The organism is Actinophytocola sp. NPDC049390, from assembly GCF_044466355.1.
Lineage (GTDB): Bacteria > Actinomycetota > Actinomycetes > Mycobacteriales > Pseudonocardiaceae > Actinophytocola.
The window spans coordinates 164841-186756 of record NZ_JBITMQ010000013.1 but is presented as its reverse complement, the minus strand read 5'-3'; the positions used below and the strand labels follow the sequence as shown (position 1 = coordinate 186756).

Annotated in this window: 21 protein-coding genes; 5 read left to right on the top strand and 16 right to left on the bottom strand. The window is 72.6% G+C overall.

Annotation, left to right across the window (positions count from 1 at the left end):
* Nucleotides 1-4: 4 nt before the first annotated feature.
* The 11 genes from ACIBVP_RS32380 to ACIBVP_RS32330 form a co-directional block, all read right to left on the bottom strand.
* Nucleotides 5-937 carry a hypothetical protein gene (locus ACIBVP_RS32380; protein ID WP_396110202.1) on the bottom strand — a complete coding sequence of 311 codons (933 nt, stop codon included), beginning with the start codon at nt 935-937 and terminating at the stop codon, nt 5-7.
* Nucleotides 934-1350: a DUF4247 domain-containing protein gene (locus tag ACIBVP_RS32375; RefSeq protein ID WP_396110201.1), complete on the bottom strand. Its 417-nt coding sequence runs from the start codon at nt 1348-1350 to the stop codon at nt 934-936. The genes ACIBVP_RS32380 and ACIBVP_RS32375 overlap by 4 nt, the downstream gene beginning before the upstream one ends.
* A complete protein-coding gene (locus ACIBVP_RS32370; protein ID WP_396110200.1) occupies nt 1347-1832 on the bottom strand; it encodes a DUF2617 family protein in 486 nt (161 codons plus the stop codon). Before ACIBVP_RS32370 ends, ACIBVP_RS32375 begins: the two co-directional genes overlap by 4 nt.
* Nucleotides 1829-2434: a DUF4178 domain-containing protein gene (locus ACIBVP_RS32365; protein ID WP_396110199.1), complete on the bottom strand. Its 606-nt coding sequence runs from the start codon at nt 2432-2434 to the stop codon at nt 1829-1831. Before ACIBVP_RS32365 ends, ACIBVP_RS32370 begins: the two co-directional genes overlap by 4 nt.
* A 147-nt stretch (nt 2435-2581) precedes the next feature.
* Nucleotides 2582-5158: a CHAT domain-containing protein gene (locus tag ACIBVP_RS32360; RefSeq protein ID WP_396110198.1), complete on the bottom strand. Its 2577-nt coding sequence runs from the start codon at nt 5156-5158 to the stop codon at nt 2582-2584.
* Nucleotides 5159-5220: 62 nt separating this feature from the next.
* Nucleotides 5221-6864, bottom strand: a complete 1644-nt coding sequence (locus ACIBVP_RS32355) for a S8 family serine peptidase (RefSeq protein ID WP_396110197.1) — start codon at nt 6862-6864, stop codon at nt 5221-5223.
* Nucleotides 6865-6971: 107 nt separating this feature from the next.
* Nucleotides 6972-8060: a tRNA 2-thiouridine(34) synthase MnmA gene (mnmA, locus tag ACIBVP_RS32350; protein WP_396110196.1), complete on the bottom strand. Its 1089-nt coding sequence runs from the start codon at nt 8058-8060 to the stop codon at nt 6972-6974.
* A complete protein-coding gene (locus ACIBVP_RS32345; RefSeq protein ID WP_396110195.1) occupies nt 8057-9292 on the bottom strand; it encodes a cysteine desulfurase family protein in 1236 nt (411 codons plus the stop codon). The genes mnmA and ACIBVP_RS32345 overlap by 4 nt, the downstream gene beginning before the upstream one ends.
* Nucleotides 9293-9332: 40 nt before the next feature.
* Complete coding sequence (locus ACIBVP_RS32340; RefSeq protein WP_396110384.1) at nt 9333-10628, bottom strand: MFS transporter; 1296 nt, start codon at nt 10626-10628, stop codon at nt 9333-9335.
* An 88-nt stretch (nt 10629-10716) separates the two neighbouring features.
* Entirely contained in the window at nt 10717-11571 is an 855-nt protein-coding gene (locus tag ACIBVP_RS32335; RefSeq protein ID WP_396110194.1) for a lysophospholipid acyltransferase family protein, read from the bottom strand.
* Nucleotides 11568-12338, bottom strand: a complete 771-nt coding sequence (locus ACIBVP_RS32330; protein ID WP_396110193.1) for a GNAT family N-acetyltransferase — start codon at nt 12336-12338, stop codon at nt 11568-11570. Before ACIBVP_RS32330 ends, ACIBVP_RS32335 begins: the two co-directional genes overlap by 4 nt.
* A 132-nt stretch (nt 12339-12470) precedes the next feature.
* Here ACIBVP_RS32330 and ACIBVP_RS32325 point away from each other — a divergent pair, with 132 nt between their 5' ends.
* On the top strand, nt 12471-13001 hold the full coding sequence (locus ACIBVP_RS32325) for a putative immunity protein (protein WP_396110192.1): 531 nt from the start codon (nt 12471-12473) through the stop codon (nt 12999-13001).
* Nucleotides 13002-13170: 169 nt separating this feature from the next.
* On the opposite strand, the gene ACIBVP_RS32320 is transcribed toward ACIBVP_RS32325, so the two are convergent.
* Nucleotides 13171-14127, bottom strand: a complete 957-nt coding sequence (locus ACIBVP_RS32320; protein WP_396110191.1) for an electron transfer flavoprotein subunit alpha/FixB family protein — start codon at nt 14125-14127, stop codon at nt 13171-13173.
* Between the two features lie 13 nt (nt 14128-14140).
* Nucleotides 14141-14920, bottom strand: coding sequence for an electron transfer flavoprotein subunit beta/FixA family protein (locus ACIBVP_RS32315; protein ID WP_396110190.1), 780 nt, complete (start codon nt 14918-14920; stop codon nt 14141-14143).
* A 175-nt stretch (nt 14921-15095) separates the two neighbouring features.
* Here ACIBVP_RS32315 and ACIBVP_RS32310 point away from each other — a divergent pair, with 175 nt between their 5' ends.
* Genes ACIBVP_RS32310 through ACIBVP_RS32295 form a run of 4 tightly spaced genes read left to right on the top strand, consistent with a single transcriptional unit; the run spans nt 15096 to nt 19465 of the window.
* On the top strand, nt 15096-15938 hold the full coding sequence (locus ACIBVP_RS32310) for a DegV family protein (protein ID WP_396110189.1): 843 nt from the start codon (nt 15096-15098) through the stop codon (nt 15936-15938).
* Between the two features lie 31 nt (nt 15939-15969).
* Nucleotides 15970-16728: a methyltransferase domain-containing protein gene (locus tag ACIBVP_RS32305; RefSeq protein ID WP_396110188.1), complete on the top strand. Its 759-nt coding sequence runs from the start codon at nt 15970-15972 to the stop codon at nt 16726-16728.
* Entirely contained in the window at nt 16725-18218 is a 1494-nt protein-coding gene (locus ACIBVP_RS32300) for a 1,4-alpha-glucan branching protein domain-containing protein (RefSeq protein WP_396110187.1), read from the top strand. Before ACIBVP_RS32305 ends, ACIBVP_RS32300 begins: the two co-directional genes overlap by 4 nt.
* Nucleotides 18218-19465, top strand: a complete 1248-nt coding sequence (locus tag ACIBVP_RS32295; protein WP_396110186.1) for a glycosyltransferase family 4 protein — start codon at nt 18218-18220, stop codon at nt 19463-19465. The genes ACIBVP_RS32300 and ACIBVP_RS32295 overlap by 1 nt, the downstream gene beginning before the upstream one ends.
* 4 nt (nt 19466-19469) lie before the next feature.
* Here the strand turns inward: ACIBVP_RS32295 and ACIBVP_RS32290 are convergent, their stop codons facing one another.
* From ACIBVP_RS32290 to ACIBVP_RS32280, 3 genes are all read right to left on the bottom strand, one after another.
* Entirely contained in the window at nt 19470-20378 is a 909-nt protein-coding gene (locus ACIBVP_RS32290) for a hypothetical protein (protein WP_396110185.1), read from the bottom strand.
* A 55-nt stretch (nt 20379-20433) separates the two neighbouring features.
* Nucleotides 20434-21054, bottom strand: coding sequence for a hypothetical protein (locus ACIBVP_RS32285; protein WP_396110184.1), 621 nt, complete (start codon nt 21052-21054; stop codon nt 20434-20436).
* Between the two features lie 62 nt (nt 21055-21116).
* Entirely contained in the window at nt 21117-21875 is a 759-nt protein-coding gene (locus ACIBVP_RS32280; RefSeq protein WP_396110183.1) for an acyltransferase, read from the bottom strand.
* Nucleotides 21876-21916 lie beyond the last annotated feature (41 nt).

The following is a 21916-nucleotide window of genomic DNA, read 5'->3' as shown; positions in this document are numbered from 1 at the left end:
GGGTTTACTCCTTATCCTTCTGGTCAGGTGACGCGACGTCCGCGGACGGTTTCGGCGCGGCCGGGGGTTCTGGGGCCTCGGGTTCGACGGGCGGGTCCAGTTCCGGTGGCTCGTCGAGCTTCTCGGCCGTTTCCGGATCCTTCTCCTTCGCCGGAGCGGCTTCCGGTTCCTGGACCGGCACCGGCTCGGTCGGCGGTTCCGGCCGCACCGCGATCGGCCCGGTCGGCGGTTCGTAGGTCGCCGGGACGACGAGGTCGTCCGGCACCGTGTCCGGAACACGGTACGACTTCGCTCTGCGCGGCCGCGACCGGAACACCCACCACGCGAACAGCCCGCCCGCGAGCAGCAGCCCGAGCCCCCACAGCAGGGTGCCGCCGTTGTTGCGCCACCAGTCCGAACTCGGGTCGTCGGTCAGTGACGCGTCCGCGGGGGCGTCGCCGCTCTGCGGGGCAGCCTCGATCCCGTCGGCCATGCCCGTGTCGGCGGCCAGCAGCGGCAGCGCGGCCACCGCGAGGCCGATGGCGACGTCCACGTCGTCACCGGTGAGGCCGTCCATGTTCAGGCCGAGTTCCTCCAGGTCGGACCGGCTCGGGCCGCCGGGTGAGCTGACCACGTCGTAGGACGCCGAGTCCTCCGACTCCGACGACTCACTGGTCCACGTGATGTACACGTTGAGGACCACGTACTCCGAGCACGACGACTCGTCCACCGCGATGCCCGCGCCGCGGTCGGAGCCGACGCTCTCGCTGTCGCCCGACACCTGGTCGTTGACCTGCACGTCCCAGCCGTAACACACGCCCTGGGCCCTGGTCGCCTCCGCGAGGGTGGCGGCCAGGTCGTCGGCGTCGGCCGGGTCGAAGATCACGTCCGCGGACGCGGTGGCCGGGGCCGCCAGCACCAGCAGTGCCGACAGCCCGACCGCGACCAGCGCCCTCACTTGCCGCCTCCCGGTCCGCCGCCGCGGAAGTTGTCGCCGGGGCCGCCGCTGCCCCACACCCCGCCGACGTACGGCAGCCAGTGCGCGTAGCCGCGGCGCTCGTCGTCGACGTAGATCCGGGAACCCGTGCCGCTCGCGGTGACCGCGACGATGTCGTCGGAGTAGCGCAGGAAGTAGCCGGACGGGTCGAGCCGCGTGTCCGCGGGCGGGCGGGCCGCGCGGATCTGGTCGTAGACCGCCTTGGGCTTGGCCGTCGACGTGTAGACGATCGAGTCGCCGCTGGCGGACTGGCGGCGGAAGTTGTCGTCCAGATAGGACCGGATGCCGCCGCCGCCGAAGATCGCGAACAACAGCACGATCAGGCCGACACCACCGATCGCGCAGGCGACGATCATCTTGGTACGGAAAGTCATCGGAGGCTCACCACGCTCTTCGTGTGGACCAGCTCGCCCGCCTGCGGGTAGGCGTGCCAGGTCTCCCAGGCGACGCCACCGTCGCACGTGGACGCGGACAACGCGGTCACCGCGAGCGGCGACCCGGGAAACTCGGCGACGAGCGCGTCCGAGTCCGCCTCGCAGGCCGCGATCACCCGCGAGACCTCGGCACCGAAGTCGGCCGGACGGTCCACACGGGCCTCGAACGTGACCCGGTGGTCACCGATGACCTGCTCCTGGCGCGCGGGCAGCGCACCGGGCCGGTCCGGAAGGCACGCAACGGTTTCGGACCAGTCACCGAGCACTACTTGGTGCGACGCACCGAGCACGCGCAGTTCGACGGTCACCCCACCCAGCGTCACCGAGTGGGTGCCCAGGGCCGGTAACGGTCGAAGCCCGTAGGCAAGGCTGAGGTCCGCGGCCCGCGAGTCGGCGAACCGGGTGTGGATGGCTTTCCTCACGTGCGATCACTACCGGCCGGGTAGACACGCAGTGCGGGCAGCGCGACGGACTCGCCGAGCCCGGCCTCCCACTTGCCGCCGTCGAAACGCTCGAAGGACAACGCCTTGCCCTCCGGCCCCTCGTAGTCGACGTACTCGACGGAACCACGCTCCGCGACGGTCGTGGTGCCCTCCGACGTGTAGGTCGCGGTGCCGTCCTCCTCCTTGCGGTAGGTGACGCCACCGACCTCCATGGTCTTGCCGCCGGGCTCGGTGACCAGGTCGGTCTCCCGCCACAGCACCACTTCCAGGTCCGGATCCTCCTCGACGGACACCCACACGCGGGACCCGCGCGCGTCGTCGAGGAAGTGCTCCGCCCAGGAGTACCCACCCTCGGTGAGCCGCAACGACCCGCGCACGAAGTACAACTGGTCGCCGTAGTCGATCATGTCGCCCGCACGAACCGTGCGAATGTCGGTGACCCCCTGGTGATCGGCGAGCGGGTCGACCGGCTTGCCCGGCCGCTCGTCCACCGACGGCCGGTTCTGCCGGGAGCGCAGGTAGAGCACCACCCCGACAGCCACGACGGCGAGCAGGATCAGCACCAGCAACAGCTCGGTCATGGCCGCGAGCATAGTAGGAGGAAACGGGCGCTCACGCCGGGATCAGCAAAGATGCCGATGAAACTTCGTCCGATGTCCCGAAGGGCACCTTGGGGACGTTGAACGTCCCGAATGGCACCCTCGCGACATAGACAACCCGGCGCAGCGTCAGCTGGCCCCGAGGCAGACGAACGGCCGACGCAACGGATCCTCCGCGACCACCGAGGCGAGCGCGGCGGCGGGCGCGACCCCGGCCGCGACCAACTCGTGATACGACACCATCATCGCGGCAGCGGAAGCGTCACCGACCCGGCTCGTCGCGGCCACCACCGTCCGCACCCCGCTCGCCAGCAACCCCCCGGCGAACCCCAACGCCTCGTCCCCGGGCCGGATGTGGTGCAACGCCAACTCGCAGGCCGCCAGCACCACATGCCCGGGCGGTCGCGACAACCGAGCCAGCTCGTGCGCGAACAACGGCCCGTCGGCCAGCTCCAACCGCGAGAACATCGCGTTGGCAGGCTCATGCTCCCCGTGCGCCGCGAGATGGGCGACGGCCGCACCGTCCAAAGCGGACAGCACGTCGGCGACCGTGCCCGCGGACAGCACCGCGTCCGGGTACGTCGACGTCAGGCGCCCCTGCTCCGCCACCGCGTCCCGCAGCCCCGGCCCACGAGCCAGCACGACCCGCCCGGACGGCACCGGAGCCGACACCGCCGTCAGCCACGCCGTCGCCGACGGCGCCACCACCACCGGCCGTCCCCGCAGCGACGGCAGGCTTCCCCACGGCACCGCGTACAACGCGCCCGTCGGCACGATCACCAGCTCCCGGTCCCCGATGTACCGGGACAGCGGCGCCACCAACCGCGTGTCGACGAGATCGGCGTCGCGCCTGGCGGACGCCTCGACGACCGCGCCCAGCTGGGGTGGCAACCCGTCCGGCGCGTAGGTGTCGAGGTCGGCGTGCAGCCGCGTCGCCCATTCGAACGCCTCCGCCGCGGACCCGAGGCGGGCCAGCCGGGTCCGGCCGCCCGCGACGACCACCGCCACCAGCTCGTCCCCGGACACCGCGAAGCTGACCAGCGCCCGGTCCCCGAGGGCCGAGCGCACGGCGGCGCGCGACGCGACGGGCCGCGGCCGCCCCCACGGCGTCGCGTACCAGCCGTGGCGGACCACGTCCCGCTCCAGCGCGACGATCTGCTTCTCCTCGCGCCGTGGTGACCGGCCCGCCAACCTCGCGAGCTGGGCCGTCCGGCGCAGCGACCGCACCTCCGACACCCGCTCGGCCAGGACCGGGTCGTCGATGGCGGGCAGCGGCTCGTACCGGTACACCTGCGCACGCGTGCGCTCCAGCCACCCGAACAGCTGCCGGGCGTTGCGGCGTGACCCGGCCAGCACCAGCCGCACCGCCAGCTCGCCCAGCTGCTGGCCGTGGACAGCGGTGCCGCACACCAGCTCAAGCCCACCCATCCGGTCCCGCGCCCGCCCCAGCTCCCGCAACCCGGTGCGGGCCTCCGCGAGGGCACGCCGCCGGTCGCCACGGGCCACCGCCAGTTCGGCACGGCACAGCCGCAGCAGCATCCGGTGGTCGAGCGGCGTGGTCGGGCGCCGGCGCGGCAGCTGGTCCAGCAGCAGGTCGGCGGCGGCCGGGTCGCCGCGGCGCAGTTCGAGCCGGACCGCGAGCATCAGCGCGAGGCCGGTCTCGTCCTCCAGCATGAGCGTCCGCAGGGTGTCCGCCAGCTTCACCGCACGCACCGGCAGCCGGGCCGGTACCCGGCCACTGGCGAGGGCGGCCGCCGTGTCGACCCGCAGCGCGGCGAGCGCGGCGACCGCGGCCCACCGCTCGTTGCCGCGCCGGGTGAAGCGCCGCTCCGCGGACCCGGCGAGGCGGCGTGCGTCCCGGACCCGCCCGTCGAGCAGTGCGGCCGCGGCGGCGGTCACCTCCGCCTCCGCGAGGTCCTGCCCGGCGCGCTGGGCACGCAGCCGCGGGATCACGTCGTCGAGGTGTGTCGCGGCGTCGGCGGCGAGCCCGGCGGACAGCAGCGCCCGTGCCTGGTCCAGCCGCAACGCGGGCAGCAGGCCGGGCGTGCTGTCCCGGTAGCTGCGCTCGGCCTCCGCGAAGTGCCGCAACGCAGTCGGCAGGTCGCCGGTCATGTACGCGACATAGCCGAGGTTGTGCCGTGCCTTGGCCGCGAGCCAGTCGATGCCGTGTTCGTCGCAGACCTCGATGCACCGCTCGAAGTCCCGTGCCGCCTGGGTCGCGTGCGCGAGGTCGATGTAGGCGTGCCCGCGGTTGAGGTACGTGCTGGCGAGCATGACCGGGTCGCCGGCCAAGCGGGTGATCGCCGCGTCGAACAGGTCGACGCCCTCGACGATCTTGCCCGCCCGGTGCATGAGCAGCCCGCGGTTGCACAGCACCAGGCCGTCCAGTCCGGCGCGCTCCGGGCCGGCGGGCAGCGCGGCGAGGTGCGCCGCGGCCTCGTCGAGCCGGGCCAGTCCCCCGGCGTGCGACCCGGACTCCGCCTGCGCGTACCCGAGGCTCACGAGCACGCGGACACGCAGCACCGCCGCCCGGGGCGCGTCGGGCCCGACGGTGTCGAGCAGCCGCAGCGCGTCCCGCAGCAGGGCGACCGCCCGGTCGAACCGGTACGCCCACCCCGCCTCGCGGGCACGCTGGTGCAGGGCGACAACCTTGGCGAGCAGGTCGGGGCGACGAGCCCGCCGGTCGTCAGGCTGGGAACTCGCCATAGGGCAACACTAGGACCCGCGGCCACCGCGCGGGGCCGTTGCGACGCGTCGTCCGCCGCACGTCACTGCCAGTGACGACGGACCAGTTCCGCGTCCGTCGCGATGAGCGCGCGCTGGGCACGGCTCGGCCCGTCCGTCGCGGACGCGGACTGCTCGTCGGTCGCCAGCGCGCCCGCCAGCAGACCGGCGACCACCGGTGTCGCGAACGACGTGCCCGCCCACACCGCGAAGCCGGACCGCAGGTCGTCGGGGTCGGGCGCGGTGCGCAGCCACGGGCCGAGACCGAGCGGGTCGGGATAGGTCAGGCCGGCGCCCGCCGCGCCCTCCCACACGGGCACGGTGCTGACCAGCGCGTTGCCGGGGGCCCAGCGGCTGATCCACTCGCCCCAGTTGCTGAACGCGGCCGTGGTGAGGCCGGGTGCGTTGCGGGCACCGATCGCGCTGAGCAGTTCGAGCCCGGACGCCGCGTCCCCGGTGCCCCTGCCGAACGCGGCGGGCAGGAACGGCCTGGTCGTGGCGTCGTTGCCGGCGGCGGCCACGACCAGCACGCCCTTGGCGGTGAGCCGGTCGATGGCGTTCAGAACCTGCGCCACCTGCGCGGGCTGGGTGGTCTCCGGGTAGAAGCCCAGCGACAGCGACACGACGTCGACCATCAGCGCCGGGTCGCCGGACTCGACGCGCTCGGCCAGGTGGTTGAGCGCGAGCAGCAGCGCGCCCTCGGTGGAGTAGCCGTCGCTGTGCAGCACCCGCAGCGAAAGGATCTTCGCGGCCGGGCACAGCTGGTGCACCAGCCCGGCGACGAACGTGCCGTGTCCCGCGTGCGAGTCGAGCAGCCCGAGCAGCGGCTGGACCAGGTTCCGCTCCTCCCACGGGGTGTCGAGCGGGTACGGCTCCGCCATGTTCGGGTCGTTGACCTCCTGCTGGGCGAGCAGGTCCTGGAAGTCCTGCGACACCTCGACGATCGGGTCGGTGCCCGGGTTCTCCAGGTCGCCCCACCACGGGTGCGGGCCGATGCCGGTGTCGAGCACCGCGACGACCGGACGGCGGCCACCCACGAGCGCCTTCGCGTCCGGCCGGACCGGCTGCGGCATCAGCATGGCGACCGGGTTGCGGCTGCCCGTGTAGAGCGCGATGGCGCCGCCGACGCTGCCCCCGTTGGACACCGGCACGCCACCCACGGCGCCGCCGTTGCTCACCGGCGCGCCCTCGACCGCCACCGACGCCGACATGACGAGGTGGTCGAGCGAGTAGCTCTTCACCCGGTCGGTGAGCCGGTCACGCAGCCACACCAGCGCGGCCCACGGGTCCGGGGCGCGGTCGGCGCTCGAGGTGTCCTTGCGCACGAGCGGCACGGGCACGCCGAGGTCGGCTGGCAGCCTGCCGACATTGCCCTGCCAGCCCTCCTCGCGGGAGGGCCGCAGCTCAAGCCCGATCTCGGCGAGGTGGCGGTTGACGTCGTTCGACTCGTCCGGGTTCGGCAGGAGCCCCTGGACGTCGCCCGCCGGCACGAGCATCGTGTCCGCGCGGTAGACCGTGGAGTAGGGCCGCTCCCCGCTGTTCGGGCGCACGGCGGTGGCCGGGTCGAGGACACGGGCGCGGTGCCGCGCGAGGGCCTCGGGCGGGATGGCGATCGCGTCGGGGATCAGAGGGTTCCGCCGGGACGTCTCGCCACGTGGACGGTCGCCGTTCGGGAACGCGCTGGTCATGGGTCAACCTCTCGACGTACGGGATGTCACGCACCCCATACGTCGACGGTCCGCCCCTCGGCGTAACGGATATCCGCCGAATGGGTCGACTCGGTTCCCCGATCAGGTCACCTGGTCGCCGCGATGGTTGCGCTGGCAAGCACCACATCACCGCCGGAGTCCTCGCGGTAGAGCACAACGGCCTGTCCTGGCGCCACGCCCCGCAGTTCCTCGTCGAGCCGCACGACCAGCTGACCGTCCACAATGGATGCCTCACCGGCCGCGGTGCCGCCGTGCGCCCTGACCTGCGCGACACAGCGCGTGCCCGCGGCGATGCCGGTGCCGGACGGCCAGGTCGGTGCGGTGCCGACGATCTCCCGCACCCCGAGCTTCTCGGCGGCGCCCACCCGGACGTTGCCGCTCACCGGTTCGAGCGACAGCACGTACCGGGGGCGGCCGTCGGGCGCCGGGACGCGCAGGCCGAGGCCGTGCCGCTGCCCGACGGTGAACCCGTGCACGCCCGCGTGCGCACCGAGCACCGCACCGGTCTCGTCGTCGACCAGCGCGCCCGGCCGCTCGCCGAGGTGCTTGGTGAGGAACGCGCGGGTGTCGCCGTCCGGGATGAAGCAGATGTCGTGGCTGTCGGGCTTCTCGGCGACCATCAGCCCGCGCTCGGCGGCCTCGGCCCGCACGGCCGACTTCACCGAGCCGCCCAGCGGGAACATCGCGTGCCGCAGCTGGTCCGGGCGCAGCGACGCCAGCACGTACGACTGGTCCTTGCCGTCGTCGGCGCTGCGCCGCAGCTCCGGCTGACCGTCCACAAGCGACAGCCGGGCGTAGTGGCCGGTGGCGACCGCGTCGAAGCCGAGCGCGATCGCCTTGTCCAGCAGCGCGGCGAACTTGATCCGCTCGTTGCACTTCAGGCACGGGTTGGGGGTGCGGCCCGCGGCGTACTCGGCGACGAAGTCCTCGACCACGTCCTCGGTGAACCGCTCCGCGAAGTCCCACACGTAGAACGGGATGCCGAGGATGTCGGCGACGCGGCGCGCGTCGTGTGCGTCCTCGACCGTGCAGCACCCGCGGGCGCCGGTGCGCAGCGTGCCGGGCTTGGCGGACAGTGCGAGGTGCACGCCGGTGACGTCGTGCCCGGCGTCGACCGCCCGGGCCGCGGCCACGGCGGAGTCGACGCCACCGGACATGGCGGCAAGAACTCTCACGAAATCTCCACACGGGTAGCGGCGCGGCGCATGTTCACCAGACCGGCGCTGCGCGCGCGTTCGACGACGGGGCCGAGCGCCTCGGCCAGGGCGGTCACGTCCGCGCGCGTCGACGTGTGCCCGAGCGAGAACCGCAGCGAGCTGCGGGCCTGGTCGGGCTCGACGTCCATGGCCAGCAGGACGTGGCTGGGCTGCGCGACACCGGCCGTGCACGCCGAGCCGGTCGAGCACTCGATGCCGCGCGCGTCCAGCAGCATGAGCAGGCTGTCGCCCGCGCAGCCGGGGAACGTGAAGTGGGCGTTGCCGGGCAGCCGGGACGGGGCGTCATCCACGTCGGACTGACCGGGGTCGCCGTTGAGGATCACGTCCGGCACGACCTCCCGCACCACCGCGACCAGCTCGTCACGCAGCGCGGCGAGCCGCACCGCCTCGGCGGGCCGGTGGTCGACGGCGTGCCGGACGGCGGCGGCCAGCGCGACGATCGCGGGCACGTCCAGCGTGCCGGAGCGGACCTCGCGCTCCTGTCCCCCGCCGTGCTGCACGGGTGTGCACTGCACGTCCCGGCCCAGCAGCAGCACACCGGCGCCGAACGGGCCGCCCAGCTTGTGCCCGGTGAGGGTGAGCGCGGACGCCATCGAGGCGCCGAAGTCGACCGGGATGGCGCCTACGGCCTGCACGGCGTCGGTGTGGAACGGGATGCCCTGCTCGGCGCAGGTCTTCGCGAGCTCCTTGACCGGGTTGACCGTGCCGACCTCGTTGTTGGCCCACATGACGCTGACGAGCGCGACGCTCGCCGGGTCCTCCGCGATCGCGGCCCGCAGTGTGTCGTCGTGCACGCGGCCGAACGCGTCGACCTCCAGCAGCGTCAGCTCGGCGCCCTCGTGCTCGACCAGGTACTCCGCCGCGTCCAGGACCGCGTGGTGCTCGACCGACGACACCAGCACGCGCCTGCGTGCCGGGTCGGCGGCGCACCGGGACCGGAAGATCCCCTTGACGGCGAGGTTGTCGCTCTCGGTGCCACCGGCCGTGAAGATCACCTCGGACGGTCTGGCGCCCAGCGCGGCCGCGATGTCCTCGCGGGCCTCCTCGACGAGCCGCCTGGCCCGGCGTCCGGAGGTGTGCAACGACGACGCGTTGCCGCGGACGGCACGCGCGTCGCTCAGGAGTGCGGTCATCGCCGCTGCCGCCTCCGGCAGCATCGGCGTGGTGGCCGCGTGGTCGAGATAGGTCATCAAACGACAAGGGTAGTCCGCGTCCAGTGAAATTCGGTCATCAGGCTTGTCGTATGGGGCGGAAGACGAGCGCGCCGAGCAGCGCCAAGCCCGCGAGCAGCAGGTTCAGCGGCACGATCGCCGCCGACGGCGCCGCCGTGGACGCGAACGTGGCGAGCATCACCCCGCCCAGCCCCACGCTGATGGCCGCGAACGTCATGTCGTTGACCTGCAGCGCCGAGGACACGAACCCGCGGTCGCGCGGTGCCGCGTAGTCCAGCCCGAGCACGCTGATCGATGGGTACGCAAGCCCCATGGCGGCACCCGCGACCAGCCACAACGGCAGCACGAGCCACGCGAGCCCCCAGTCGGCGCCGACCAGCGCCATCGCGGCCAGGGCGGCGGACAGCGCGAGCAGCCCGGCCCGGATGAGCGTGGGCCGGTCGAGGTCGGGGTTGCGGCCCTGCCAGTGCGACGCGGCCGCCCACCCGCAGGCGCCGACGGTCAGCGGCAACCCGGACATGGCGGGCGAGAAGCCGTGCACGGAGGTCAGCGTGAGCGGCACGAACGCCTCCACGCCGAAGAACGCACCCGCGAACACGCCCCTGACCAGCACGGTCGCGGGCAGACCCGGCCGGGCGGTGAACGTGCCGCGCGGCAGCAGCACCCGCATGGCGGGCACGAGTGCGGCCAACCCGGCGAGCCCGAGCCACAGCGTGGCGAACGACGGGTGCTGCGCGGCCCAGGTGAGCGCGGAGATGCCGAACGCGGTGGCGACGGCGGCGAGCGCGACCCCGCGCCGGGCGGTCGACTCGGGCGCGTCCCGGTCGACCTCGGGCAGCGTGCGGATGACCGGTGCCAGCAGCAGCACGCCGAGCAGCGCGAACGGCGCGATGCCGAGGAACACCCAGCGCCACCCCACGTGCTCGGTGATCAGCCCGGCGGCGGTGGGCCCGACGAGCGACGGCACGACCCACGCGGCGGCGAGCAACCCGAACACGGCCGGGCGGCTGCGGTGCGGGAAGACGAGCGCGACGAGCACGTAGATCGCGACGGTCTGCGTGCCGAGGCCCAGCCCCTGCAGCACCCGCCCGGCGAGCAGCACCGGCATCCCCGTGGCGACCCCGGACGCGATGAGCCCGGCGAGGAACAGCCCCGGGCCGGCGAGGAGCGCGAGCCCGGGGCCGAAGCGGTCGCAGAAGCGTCCGGAGAGGACGGTGGCCATGACGCTGGCGGCGAGGAACGCGGTGAACGGCCAGGAGTAGAGCGCTTCGCCGTGCAGCTCGGCCACCATGCGCGGCATGGCGGTGCTGACGCCGAGGTGCTCGAACGCGGCGATGGTGACCAACGTCAGCATCCCGACGGTGGTCGCGCGGTACCGCGACGACCAGACCGACGGGGCTCTCTCCTCTTGTTGCGGCTCGACCGCGTCCAGGCTCACCGAGTCATCGTGCAACCTCCACCACGCTGGAGGTCCAGTGGTTTTCAGCGGGCAGCGAGGCGGGCGCGAGCACCTCGTCGACCGCGCGCTCGGCGAGCGTCGCCAGCTCACGCCGGTCGGCGGCACGGCCGGGCGCGATCTCGGCCAGGACGTGCACCTCCAGCACCAGCCCCTTGAGCGCGGCCGTGCGCCGCACCGAGTCGATGATCGTCTCGTCGCCGATGAACGCGGGCGCCGTGGTGGTGCCGCCGTTCTGCCGGAACCGCAACGCGATCGGCAGCACCGGGACACCACCGTCGATGGCCGCCTGGAAGAGCGCGGAGCGGAACCGCCCGTGCGTGAGCCCGCACCACGTGGTGCCCTCGGGGGTGACGTTGACCATCGAGCCGCCACGCAGGCTGTCGGCGAGCCTGGCCACGGTCCCCGGCAGCGTCCGGATGTTCTCCCGGTCCACGTAGACCGAACCGGCGGCGGTCACCAGCCAGCCGAGCACGGGCCAGGACGCGATGTCCTTCTTGGCCACCGCGCGCATGGGCCGGACCGCGTTGACGGCCACGATGTCGAGCCAGGACGTGTGGTTGTTGACCACGAGCGCACCACGGCCGGGCCCGGGGATCTCCCCGTGCACGACGAGCCTGACTCCCATGGCGAGCAACACCGCGCGGAAGATGGCCCTGGTGAGCCAGTTGCGCCCGCGGCCGCCGACGAACGGGAGGAACAGCAGGCTCACGAGGCTGAGGAACACCACCGCGACCACGGCGGTCACGCGCAGGATCCGCAGCAGCCGGTGCACCGTCGCGTCCTGCCCGCCGAGGCAGCCGGTGCCGCACGGCGAGGTGGGCATCCACGGGTGGATCATCGTTGCTCACCGAGGAAGTAGCTGAGGTAGCGCTGGTCCACCCGGTCCAGTCCGAGGAGGACGAACAGGTCGGCGACACCGAAGTCCGCGTCGTGCGCGGGCGCCCCGCACACCCACGCGCCGAGGCGCAGGTAGCCCTTGAGCAGCGGCGGGATCACGGTGCGCTTCGGGGTCTCGACGCCTCCCGGGTCCCACGGGCGCAGCGGCCGCACCTGGTACTCGGCGGGCGCGAAGTGCTTGCGCCGCACGGTGTCCCACACCCCGGCGGCGAGCGTGCCCCCGTCGTGCAGCGGCACGGACGCGCACCCGGCGAGCCAGTTGTGGCCGGACAGGTACATGTACCGGGCGATGCCCGCCCACACGAGGCTGACGACCGCGCCCGTGCGGTGGTCGGGGTGCACACACGACCGCCCGGTCTCGACGAGCGCGGGCTTCAGCGGCGCGAGGTTGCGGAGGTCGAACTCGGTCTCGGAGTAGAGCATCCCGGCCTCGCCCGCCCGCTCCGGCGGCAACATCCGGTAGCAGCCGACGATCTCGCCGGTGACGTCCTCGCGGACCACGAGGTGGTCACAGTGCTCGTCGAAGGCGTCGACGTCCAGGCCGGGGGTCTCGGTGTGGAGCGTCGCGCCCATCTCCTCGGCGAACACCTGGTGGCGAAGCCGTTGCGCGGCAACGACTTCATCGCCGTCTCTTGCCACGAGCAACGAGTAGCGGGGCGCGGTGGCGCCCTCATCGGTGGTGCTGACGAGAAGCTGTGCCTGCGTCATGCCTCTGGTGTACGCGCCGCCCGGCAACCAGCACGTGCCTGTTCCGATGACGCGTCCATGGCGGCCGGGTGAACTTTCCTGAGAACTCCCTGAGAGTCTCAAGACGGCGGTTCAACGTTACGGTTTAAGGACATGAGCGAGATCGAACTGGGGACGGACGAACTACGTGCGATCGCGGCGTACGCCGTGACCTGCGCCGAGCCCGCGCTGACTCTCTTCGAACGGGACCGCCCCGGTGACGACCGGCCCCGGGCCGCGATCGACGCGGCGCGGGCGTTCGCGGACGGCGGGCCGCGGACGAAGGCGATCCGGGACCGCGCGTGGGCGGCGCAACGGGCGTACCAGGAGGCCCGGGACGCCGGGCAGGCCGCGGCGAGCGAGGCGGCGCGGTCCGCGCTCGCGGCGGCGAGCGCCGCCTACCTCCACCCGTTGGCGAAGGCGACGCAGGTCCCGCACATCCTCGGCGCCGCAGCCCACGCGGCACGGGCGTTCGAACTCGACGCGCACGAGGAGACCGTCGGCGACGAGTACGTCGGGAAGGCCCGCGGTCTGGCCGGTCCGGTCGTGGTGGACGTCCTGGGGCGCTACCCGGCCGCCCCACCCGGCCGCGGCCGGGTGGGCGAGTTGGTGCGACGGCTGGACACGTCGCTTCGTGGCCGGTGACTGTGCCCGGCCGACGGACCTGCCTGCCGAAGCCCGCTGCGCCGCTGCGCCGCTGCGCCGCTGCGCCGCTGCGCCGCTGCGCCGCTGCGACGAAGGGTCCTTCAGTGCGCTGCCGTGACACGGGAAAGGCCGCCGCGAACCAGTCGCGGCGGCCTTGCCCAACCACGAGCTACTTGCGCTTCTGGATCTCCTCGGTGAGCTGCGGGGCGACCTTGAACAGGTCACCCACGACGCCGTAGTCGGCGATCTCGAAGATCGGCGCCTCCGGGTCCTTGTTCACCGCGATGATCGTCTTCGACGTCTGCATGCCCGCGCGGTGCTGGATCGCGCCGGAGATGCCGAGCGCGATGTAGAGCTGCGGCGACACGGTCTTGCCGGTCTGCCCGACCTGGAACTGCGCCGGGTAGTAGCCGGAGTCGACGGCCGCACGCGACGCACCGACCGCGGCGCCCAGGGCGTCCGCCAGCTGCTCGACCACGGAGAAGCTCTCCGCGCTGCCGACGCCGCGGCCGCCGGACACGACGACCGACGCCTCGGTCAGCTCCGGGCGGTCACCGCCGACGATCGGCTCGCGGCCGGTGATCTTCGCGGCCTTCGCGGCGTCCACCGCGGGGACCTCGACGGCGGTCTCGGCTGCGGCACCCTGCGCGGGCACCGCCTCCACGCCACCGGGCCGCACCGAGACGACCGGCACACCCTTGGTGGCCTTCGTCTTCACGACGAACGCGCCACCGAAGACCGACTTCGTCGCCGTCAGCTCGCCGTCGACGCCGATCACGTCGTACAGCAGGCCGCCGCCGATGCGGGCGGCGAGACGGCCGGAGATCTCCTTGCCGTCGGCGGACGCGGCCACCAGCACGGCGGCCGGGGAGGCCGACGCGACCAGCGACGCGAGCACGTCGACCTGCGGCGTCACCAGGTAGGAGGCGGCGTCGTCGGACTCGGCGACGTACACCTTCTCCGCACCGTAGGCACCCAGCTGCTCGGTCAGCTTCGACGCGGTGCCCGGTGCGCCGACCACGACGGCGGACGGCTCGCCGATCTCCCGCGCGGCGGTGAGCAGCTCGAACGTGACCTTCTTTACCTCGCCGTCGGTGTGATCGACGAGGACCAGAACCTCAGCCATTGGGTAATCCTCCTCAGATCAACTTCTGCGCGGCCAGGTACTCGGCGACCTTCACGCCGCCGTCACCCTCGTCCTCGACGCGCTGGCCCGCCTCGCGCGGCGGCTTCGGCGCGGCCTCGGTGACCGTCGACCACGCGGCGGCGAGACCGACCTCGTCCACGCCCAGGTCGGCGACGGACAGCGTCTCGACCGGCTTCTTCTTGGCGGCCATGATGCCCTTGAAGGACGGGTAGCGCGGCTCGTTGATCTTCTCGCCGACGCTGATGACGGCCGGCAGCGACGCCTCGAGGTGGGTCAGGCCCTCGTCGGTCTCCCGGGTCACCTTCACCGAGGAGCCGTCGATCTCGACCTTGCGGGCGTGCGTGAGCTGGGGGTAGCCGAGCAGCTCGGCCAGCACCGCGGGCACGGCGCCACCCTGGCCGTCGGAGGCCTCGTTGCCGGCGATGACGAGGTCGACGTCCTCGACCTTGCCCACCGCGGCCGCCAGCACCTTCGCGGTCTGCAGCAGGTCGGACCCGTGCAGGGAGTCGTCGACCACGTGCACGGCCTTGTCGGCGCCCATCGACAGACCCTTGCGGATCGCCTCGGTGGCCCGGTCGGGGCCGACGGAGAGGACGGTGACCTCGCCGCCATGGGCTTCCTTGATCACGAGCGCCTCCTCGATGGCGCGCTCGTTGATCTCGTCGAGCACCGCGTCGGCCGACTCCCGGTCCAACGTGTAGTCGGAGTCGGAGAGTTTGCGCTCCGAGTAGGTGTCCGGGACTTGTTTGACCAGCACGACGATATTTGGCATGGGTCTGCTCCGACCTCCTGGGATACGAGCGGCAAGCGCGAGGCAAACAATACGAGGTCTGCCCGTGTCTGTCCGGCTGGCCGCCATGTTACTGAGCGGTAGCTCAGTGGCAAACCGAGTCCGCCTCAAGTCTGCGTGACAGTGCCCACAGGGCATCCTTAGTTAACATATGCACATGCCTGGACGAGTGGGACTTGTGACGGACTCCACCTCGAGCATCCCGGCGACGTTGGCGGCGCAGTGGGGGATCACGGTCGTGCCGACGCAGATCAGGATCGGGGAACACGTGCGAGCCGAGCACAACGTGCCCAAGGAGATGCTGGTCAGGGCGCTCGAGGAGAACTTGGACGTGTCCACGACGCCCCCTGACCCGGCCGGCTTCCGCTGGGCCTACGACGATCTCGCCGCGCGCGGCGCCGACGAGGTGGTGTCGGTACACATCTCGAGCAGGCAGTCCGAGACGTACGAGATCGCCCGGCAGGCCGCCGCGCAGAGCCGGGTACCGGTGCACGTCGTCGACTCCGGCACGACCGGCATGAGCCTCGGTTACGCCGTGCTCGCCGCCGCGCGGGTCGCGGGCGCGGGCGGCGGGCCACGCCGGGTGATGGAGGCGCTGGCCAAGCGGCTCGAGGGCAGCGCGGAGCTGATCTACGTGGACACCCTCGAGTACCTGCGCAAGGGCGGCCGGATCGGCGCGGCCAGCGCGCTGATCGGCGGCGCCCTGTCGCTGAAGCCGTTGCTCACCATGATCAACGGCCAGGTGGCGCCGTTGGCGCGGGCGCTCGGCACCGAGCGGGCGCTGCGCAAGCTGGTGGACGCCGCGGTGAGCAAGGCGAACGGCAAGTCCGTGGACATCGCGATCGAGCACTTCGGAGCGCAGGACCGCGCCGGACGGCTCGCCTCGCGCGTCCGGGCGCAGCTCCCGGCGGCACGCGAGATCACGTTCACCGAGGTCAGCTCGACGATCGGCGTACACCTCGGCCCCGGCGCGGTGGGGATCACCATTTCCCCTGCCTAACGCGCTTCCTACCCCGTAGTAGCCTGCCGCGATGGAGTACGAGTCCGTAGTGCCGCAGCTTCCGTTGACCGGTGAGCGGACCGTGCCCGGGATCGTCGAGGAAAATTACTGGTTCCGGCGCCATGAGGCCGCCTACCTCGCGCTGCGGCCGTACTGCGTGGACGCGTTCGTGCTCGAAGCGGGCTGCGGCGAGGGTTACGGCGCTGACCTGCTCGCACGGGACGCGGTCGGCGTGCTCGGCCTCGACTACGACGCGCTGACGCTCGCGCACGTCGCCAAGGCCTACCCACGCGTGCACACCACCCGCGCCAACCTCGCCGCGCTGCCCGTCGGAACGTCCACTGTGGACGTCGTGGCGAACTTCCAGGTGATCGAACACCTCTGGGACCAGGAGGGGTTCCTGCGCGAGTGCCTGCGCGTCCTGCGGCCGGGCAGCCGGCTGTTGATCACCACCCCGAACCGGATCACCTTCTCCCCCGGCCGGGACACGCCGCTGAACCCGTTCCACACCAGGGAACTCGCGCCCGCGGAGATGGCGGAGTTGTTGCGGCGGGCCGGTTTCGAGCTGGAGTACCTCGCCGGGTTGCGGCACGGGCCGCGGCTCGCGGCGCTGGACGCCGAGTTCGGCGGCTCGCTCATCGACGCGCAGGTCGCGGTGGCGCTGTCCGGTGCGCCGTGGCCGGAGGAGTTGCGGGACGCGGTCGCCTCGGTCGCGGCGACCGACTTCAGCATCTCCGACCGGGACCTGGACTCGAGCCTCGACATCGTCGCCGTGGCGGTCCGGCCGTGACCGAACCGACCGGCTCGTTCTGCCTGGTGCTGCACAGCCACCTGCCCTGGCTCCCCCACCACGGCACGTGGCCGGTCGGCGAGGAGTGGCTCTACCAGGCGTGGGCGCACTCCTACCTGCCGCTGGTCGAGCTGCTGGACCGCTTCGCCGCGCAGGGGCACCGCGACGTGCTGACGCTCGGCGTGACGCCGGTGCTGGCCGCGCAGCTCGACGACCCGTACGCGCTGCGGGCGTGCCACGACTGGCTCGGCAACTGGCAGCTGCGCGCGCAGTTCGCGGCGACCCGGTGGACCGAACCGCTGCTGCGGGACGTCGCCGCCGCCGAGTTCCGTGCCGCGGGCCACGCGCTGGAGCTGTTCGAGTCGCGGTGGCGGCACGGGTTCTCGCCGGTGCTGCGCCCGCTCGTGGACGCGGGCGTCGTCGAGTTGCTCGGCGGCCCCGCCACCCACCCGTTCCAGCCCCTGCTCCGTCCGGAGGTGCGCCGGTTCGCGCTGCGGACGGGCCTCGCGGACACCGCACTCCGGGTGGGCCGGGTGCCGGAGGGCATCTGGGCGCCGGAATGCGGCTACGCGCCCGGCATGGAGACCGGCTACCAGGATGCGGGTGTCCGACGGTTCCTCGTCGACGGGCCCGCGCTGCACGGCGACACGCACGCGGCGCGGCCGGTCGGGTCGTCGGACGTGCTGTGCTTCGGCCGCGACCTCGAGGTGACGTACCGGGTGTGGTCGCCGAAGGCGGGTTACCCCGGCGACGGCGCCTACCGCGACTTCCACACGTTCGACCACCCCAGCGGGCTGAAACCGTCCCGGGTGACCGGCAAACACGTGCCGTCGCACGAGAAGAAGCCCTACGACCCGGCGCTCGCGGCCGCCGCGGTCGCGCGGCACGCGGCGGACTTCGTCGAGACGGTCGCCGCCCGGTTGCGGTCGCTGCGGGACCGCCACGGCCGGCCGGGGCTCGTGGTGGCGGCGTACGACACCGAGCTGTTCGGCCACTGGTGGCACGAAGGCCCGGCCTGGCTGGACGCCGTCCTGCGGGCGCTGCCCGAGGCCGGGGTGCGGGTCACCACGCTGCGCGGCGCGATCGAGGCGGGGCACGTCGGCGAACCCGTCGAGCTGCCCGCGTCGTCGTGGGGTTCCGGCAAGGACTGGCGTGTGTGGGACGGCGAGCAGGTGTCGGACCTCGTCGGCGCGGGCGCCGCGCTGCAGGAGGAGCTGATGGCGGTGCCGCCGGTGCCCCACCGCGACCCGGTGCGGGACCAGCTGGTGCGCGAGGCGTTGCTGACGCTGTCGAGCGACTGGGCGTTCATGGTCACGAAGGACTCGGCGGCGGACTACGCGCGGCGGCGCGCGAAGGTGCACGGCGACCGGTTCGCGGAGCTGGCCGCGCTGCTGCGGGCGGACCACCCGTCGCGGTTCGCGCGGGCGGCGGCGTTGCGGGCCGAGGACGGCGTGTTCGGGCGGTTGGACGCACGGGGGTTGTTGGTCTGATGCGCGTGCTGATGTTGTCGTGGGAGTACCCGCCGGTGATCGTCGGCGGGCTGGGCAGGCACGTGCACGCGCTCGCGACCGAGCTGACCGGGCTCGGCCACGAGGTCGTGGTGCTGTGCAGGCACGAGGCGGGCACGGACGCGCTGACCCACCCGACCACCGACACTGTGGTCGAGGGCGTGCGGGTGGTGCGGGTCGCGGAGGACCCGACGCACCTCACGTTCGAGAAGGACCTGGTCGCGTGGACCCTCGCGATGGGTCACGGGATGGTGCGGGCCGGGCTGTCCCAGCTGGGTGGCTGGCGGCCGGACGTCGTGCACGCCCACGACTGGCTGGTGACGCACCCGGCGATCGCGCTGGCGGACTTCTTCGCCGTGCCGCTGGTGGCGACCATCCACGCGACCGAGGCGGGCAGGCACAGCGGGTGGCTGTCGCAGTCGCTGAACCAGCAGATTCACTCGGTCGAGTGGTGGCTGGCGAACCGTGCCGACGCGTTGATCACGTGCTCGACGGCGATGCGGGCCGAGGTGTCGCACCTGTTCGAGGTCACCGGCATGGCCGTGATCCACAACGGCATCTACCCGCAGGGCTGGCGGCCGTCGGCGGCGTCCGTGCAGGCGGCGCGGGAGCGGTACTCGCCGGCCGGGGCGCCGGTGGTCGTGTACTTCGGGCGCCTGGAGTGGGAGAAGGGTGTCCACGACCTGCTGGCCGCGCTGCCGCGGGTGCGCAGGGCCTTCCCGGGCACGCGGCTGGTGGTGGCCGGCCAGGGCAGGCAGGCGTCGGCGTTGGTGGAGCAGTCGCGCAAGCTGCGGGTGCGGCGGTCGGTGGACTTCGTGGGGCACCTGCCGGACCGGGCGCTGAAGGCGTTGCTGGCGACCGCGGACGCGGTCGTGCTGCCGTCGCGCTACGAGCCGTTCGGGATCGTCGCGCTGGAGGCCGCCGCGGCGGGGGCACCGCTGGTGGCGTCCACGGCAGGCGGTCTGGCGGAGCTGGTGGTGGACGGCGAGACCGGGCTGTCGGTGACCCCCGGCGACGTCGACGGGATCGCGACGGCCGTGCGTGCCGTGCTGACCGACCGGGCCGCGGCCGCCCGCAGGGCCCGCGCCGCGAAGGCCCGTCTCGCGAAGGAGTTCGACTGGCAGGGCATCGCGGAGCAGACGGTGGCCGTGTACGAGTCGGCCACCGTCCGCGAGCACGAACCGCTTGGCCGCCCCAAGATCGCGAGCGGCAACGCGTTCACGACCTGAGGCGTCAGCCCGCGCTGAACGTGAACACGCACGGGGCGTGGCTGCCCTTGAGCTCCACGGTGATCTTGCCGCGGCGCAGGGGTTTTCCGTCCAACGTCCCGGTCAGCATCGCCGTGTGGAAGACGTTGGTGGTGTCGGTGCCGTCGATCGCCAGCCGCGGGTTCTTGCCGACCACGTAGTCGACGATGCCCTTGGCCGCGTCCGGGCAGTACATGCCGTTCGCCTTGTCGGCGTCCTTGGCGTTGAGCGCGGCGACGAACTCCTCCGCGAACGCCTCGGCCGCGCCGGTGTCCGCGCCGGACCCGCTGCCGGGGCCGGACGCCGGGCCGTCGTCGGAGTCACCGGAGTCACCGGAACCGCCCGAGCCCGGTGCGAAGTCCTGCCAGCACCACCCGTCACCGGACTTCGTCACCGTGGCGGCGAACGGCGCGCTCTGGCCCTCGTAGGTGATGCTGACCCCGACGACGTAGGTCTCGGCGTCGACCTCGCTGATGCCGCGCAGCTCCGCGCCGTCGATGGTCACGATCTCCGCGATGGCCTGCGCGACGCCGGACCGGGCGTCGGGGCAGGGGAACTCCCGCAACGCGGTCTTGTCCTTGGCGTTCGCCGCCGCGACGAGGTCGTCCGCGAACGCGCGGACGTCCGCGTCACCGCCGTCCGCCGCGGGCGTCTCGGCGGCCGACCCTGGTGAGTCGGCTCCACCCGCACCGGCGCTGTTCCCACCGCTCGTGCCGTCGCCGTCGGACAGGAAGAACCCGGGCGCGACGAAGCCCGTGATGACGAGCCCGGCCAGCACCGCGGCCACGAAGATCATGCTCGCGATCAGCGGCGCCCGGTCCTTCTTCGGCGGACCGTACGGTCCCTGCTGCCCCGGATAGCCGCCGTACTGCCCCTGTTGCGATGGATACGCCATGGGCCGTGATTCTCGGTCCCGTCCTTTCACCGCGCTTTCGTGCTGGTGAAAGGGCTCAGCCCGCGTTGAACGTGAAGACGCAGGGCGCGTTCGAGTCCGTGAGCTTCACGGTGACCTTGCCGAGGTTCAGCGGCTCGCCACCCAGCGTGCCCTTCAGTTCCACGTCCAGGAAGTACTTGGTGTTCTCGACGGAGTCGATCGCCAGCTCGGGGTCCTTCTTGATCACGAAGTCGACGAGGCTGTTGCTCGGTGCGTCGGCGCACACCATCTCGTTCGCCCCGACGCTGTCGAGGTCGTTGACCGCGGTGATGAACTCCTCGACGAACGCTTCACCGTCCTCGGCGCTGACACCCCCGTCCGTGCCGGGGCCGTCAGCGGGACCGTCAGCGGGACCGCCAGCGGGGTCCTCGTCGCTCCCGGGGACACCCGGCATGTCGGGGTCCTTGGGGCCGTCCTCGATCCCGCCGCCCCCGGAGTCACCGCTCGCGGAACTGTTCCCGCCGCCGTCGTCGTCGCCGAGGAAGAACCCGGGCGTCACGAAGCCCGTGATGCCAAGCCCCGCCAGCACCGCCACCACGAAGATCATGCTCGCGATCAGCGGCGCCCGGTCCTTCTTCGGCGGGGCGCCGTGCCCCGGGTAGCCGCCGTACTGTCCCTGCTGTGGTGGATACGCCATGGGCCCGGGATTCTCACGGCGCCGCTTTCACCACGCTTTCGCGACGACCAAAGCGGCCTGGCTCAGTTGTGCGTCTCCAGGGTCTTCTTCAGGGCGGCGGCGGCCTTGCGGGACATGTCGGCCACGGCGGCACGGCGCTGCGCCTCCGCCTCGTAGGTGGCGCGGCGGTCGCGGACCACCTTGGCGGGGATGCCCGCCGCCACCGCGTAGTCCGGGATGTCGCCCTTCACGACCGCGTGGGCGCCCACGACCACACCCCGCCCGATGCGGCTGCCCTTGGTGATCGTGACCTTGGTGCACATCCACGTGTCCGGCCCGATCCGCACCGGGGCCTTCACGATGCCCTGGTCCTTGATCGGCATGTCGATGTCGGACGTCACGTGGTCGAAGTCGCAGATGTACACCCAGTCGGCGACCAGCGCGGCCTCGCCGAGCTCGATGTCCAGGTAGCAGTTGACCACGTTCTGCCTGCCGAACACGGCCTTGTCACCGATGCGCAGCGACCCCTCGTGGCAGCGGATCGCGTTGCCGTCGCCGATGTGGACCCAGCGGCCGATCTCCATCCGGCCGTAGCCGGGCCGGCAGTGGACGTCGAGGTCCTTGCCGAGGAACACCATGCCCCGCAGCACGATGTGCGGGTTGGCGACGCGGAACTTCAGCAGCCGCCAGTAGCGCACCAGGTACCACGGCGTCCACGCCTTGTTGCGGATCACCCAGCGCAGCGAGTCGACGGTCAGGAACCGCGCCTGGTTCGGGTCCCTGCGTGCCCGCCGCCAGCCACGAACGCGCTCGGCGACCGGCGAACCCCACATGGATGTCATGGCAGGTGACCGTATCCGACGGCTCGTGTGCGGTGGCAGCA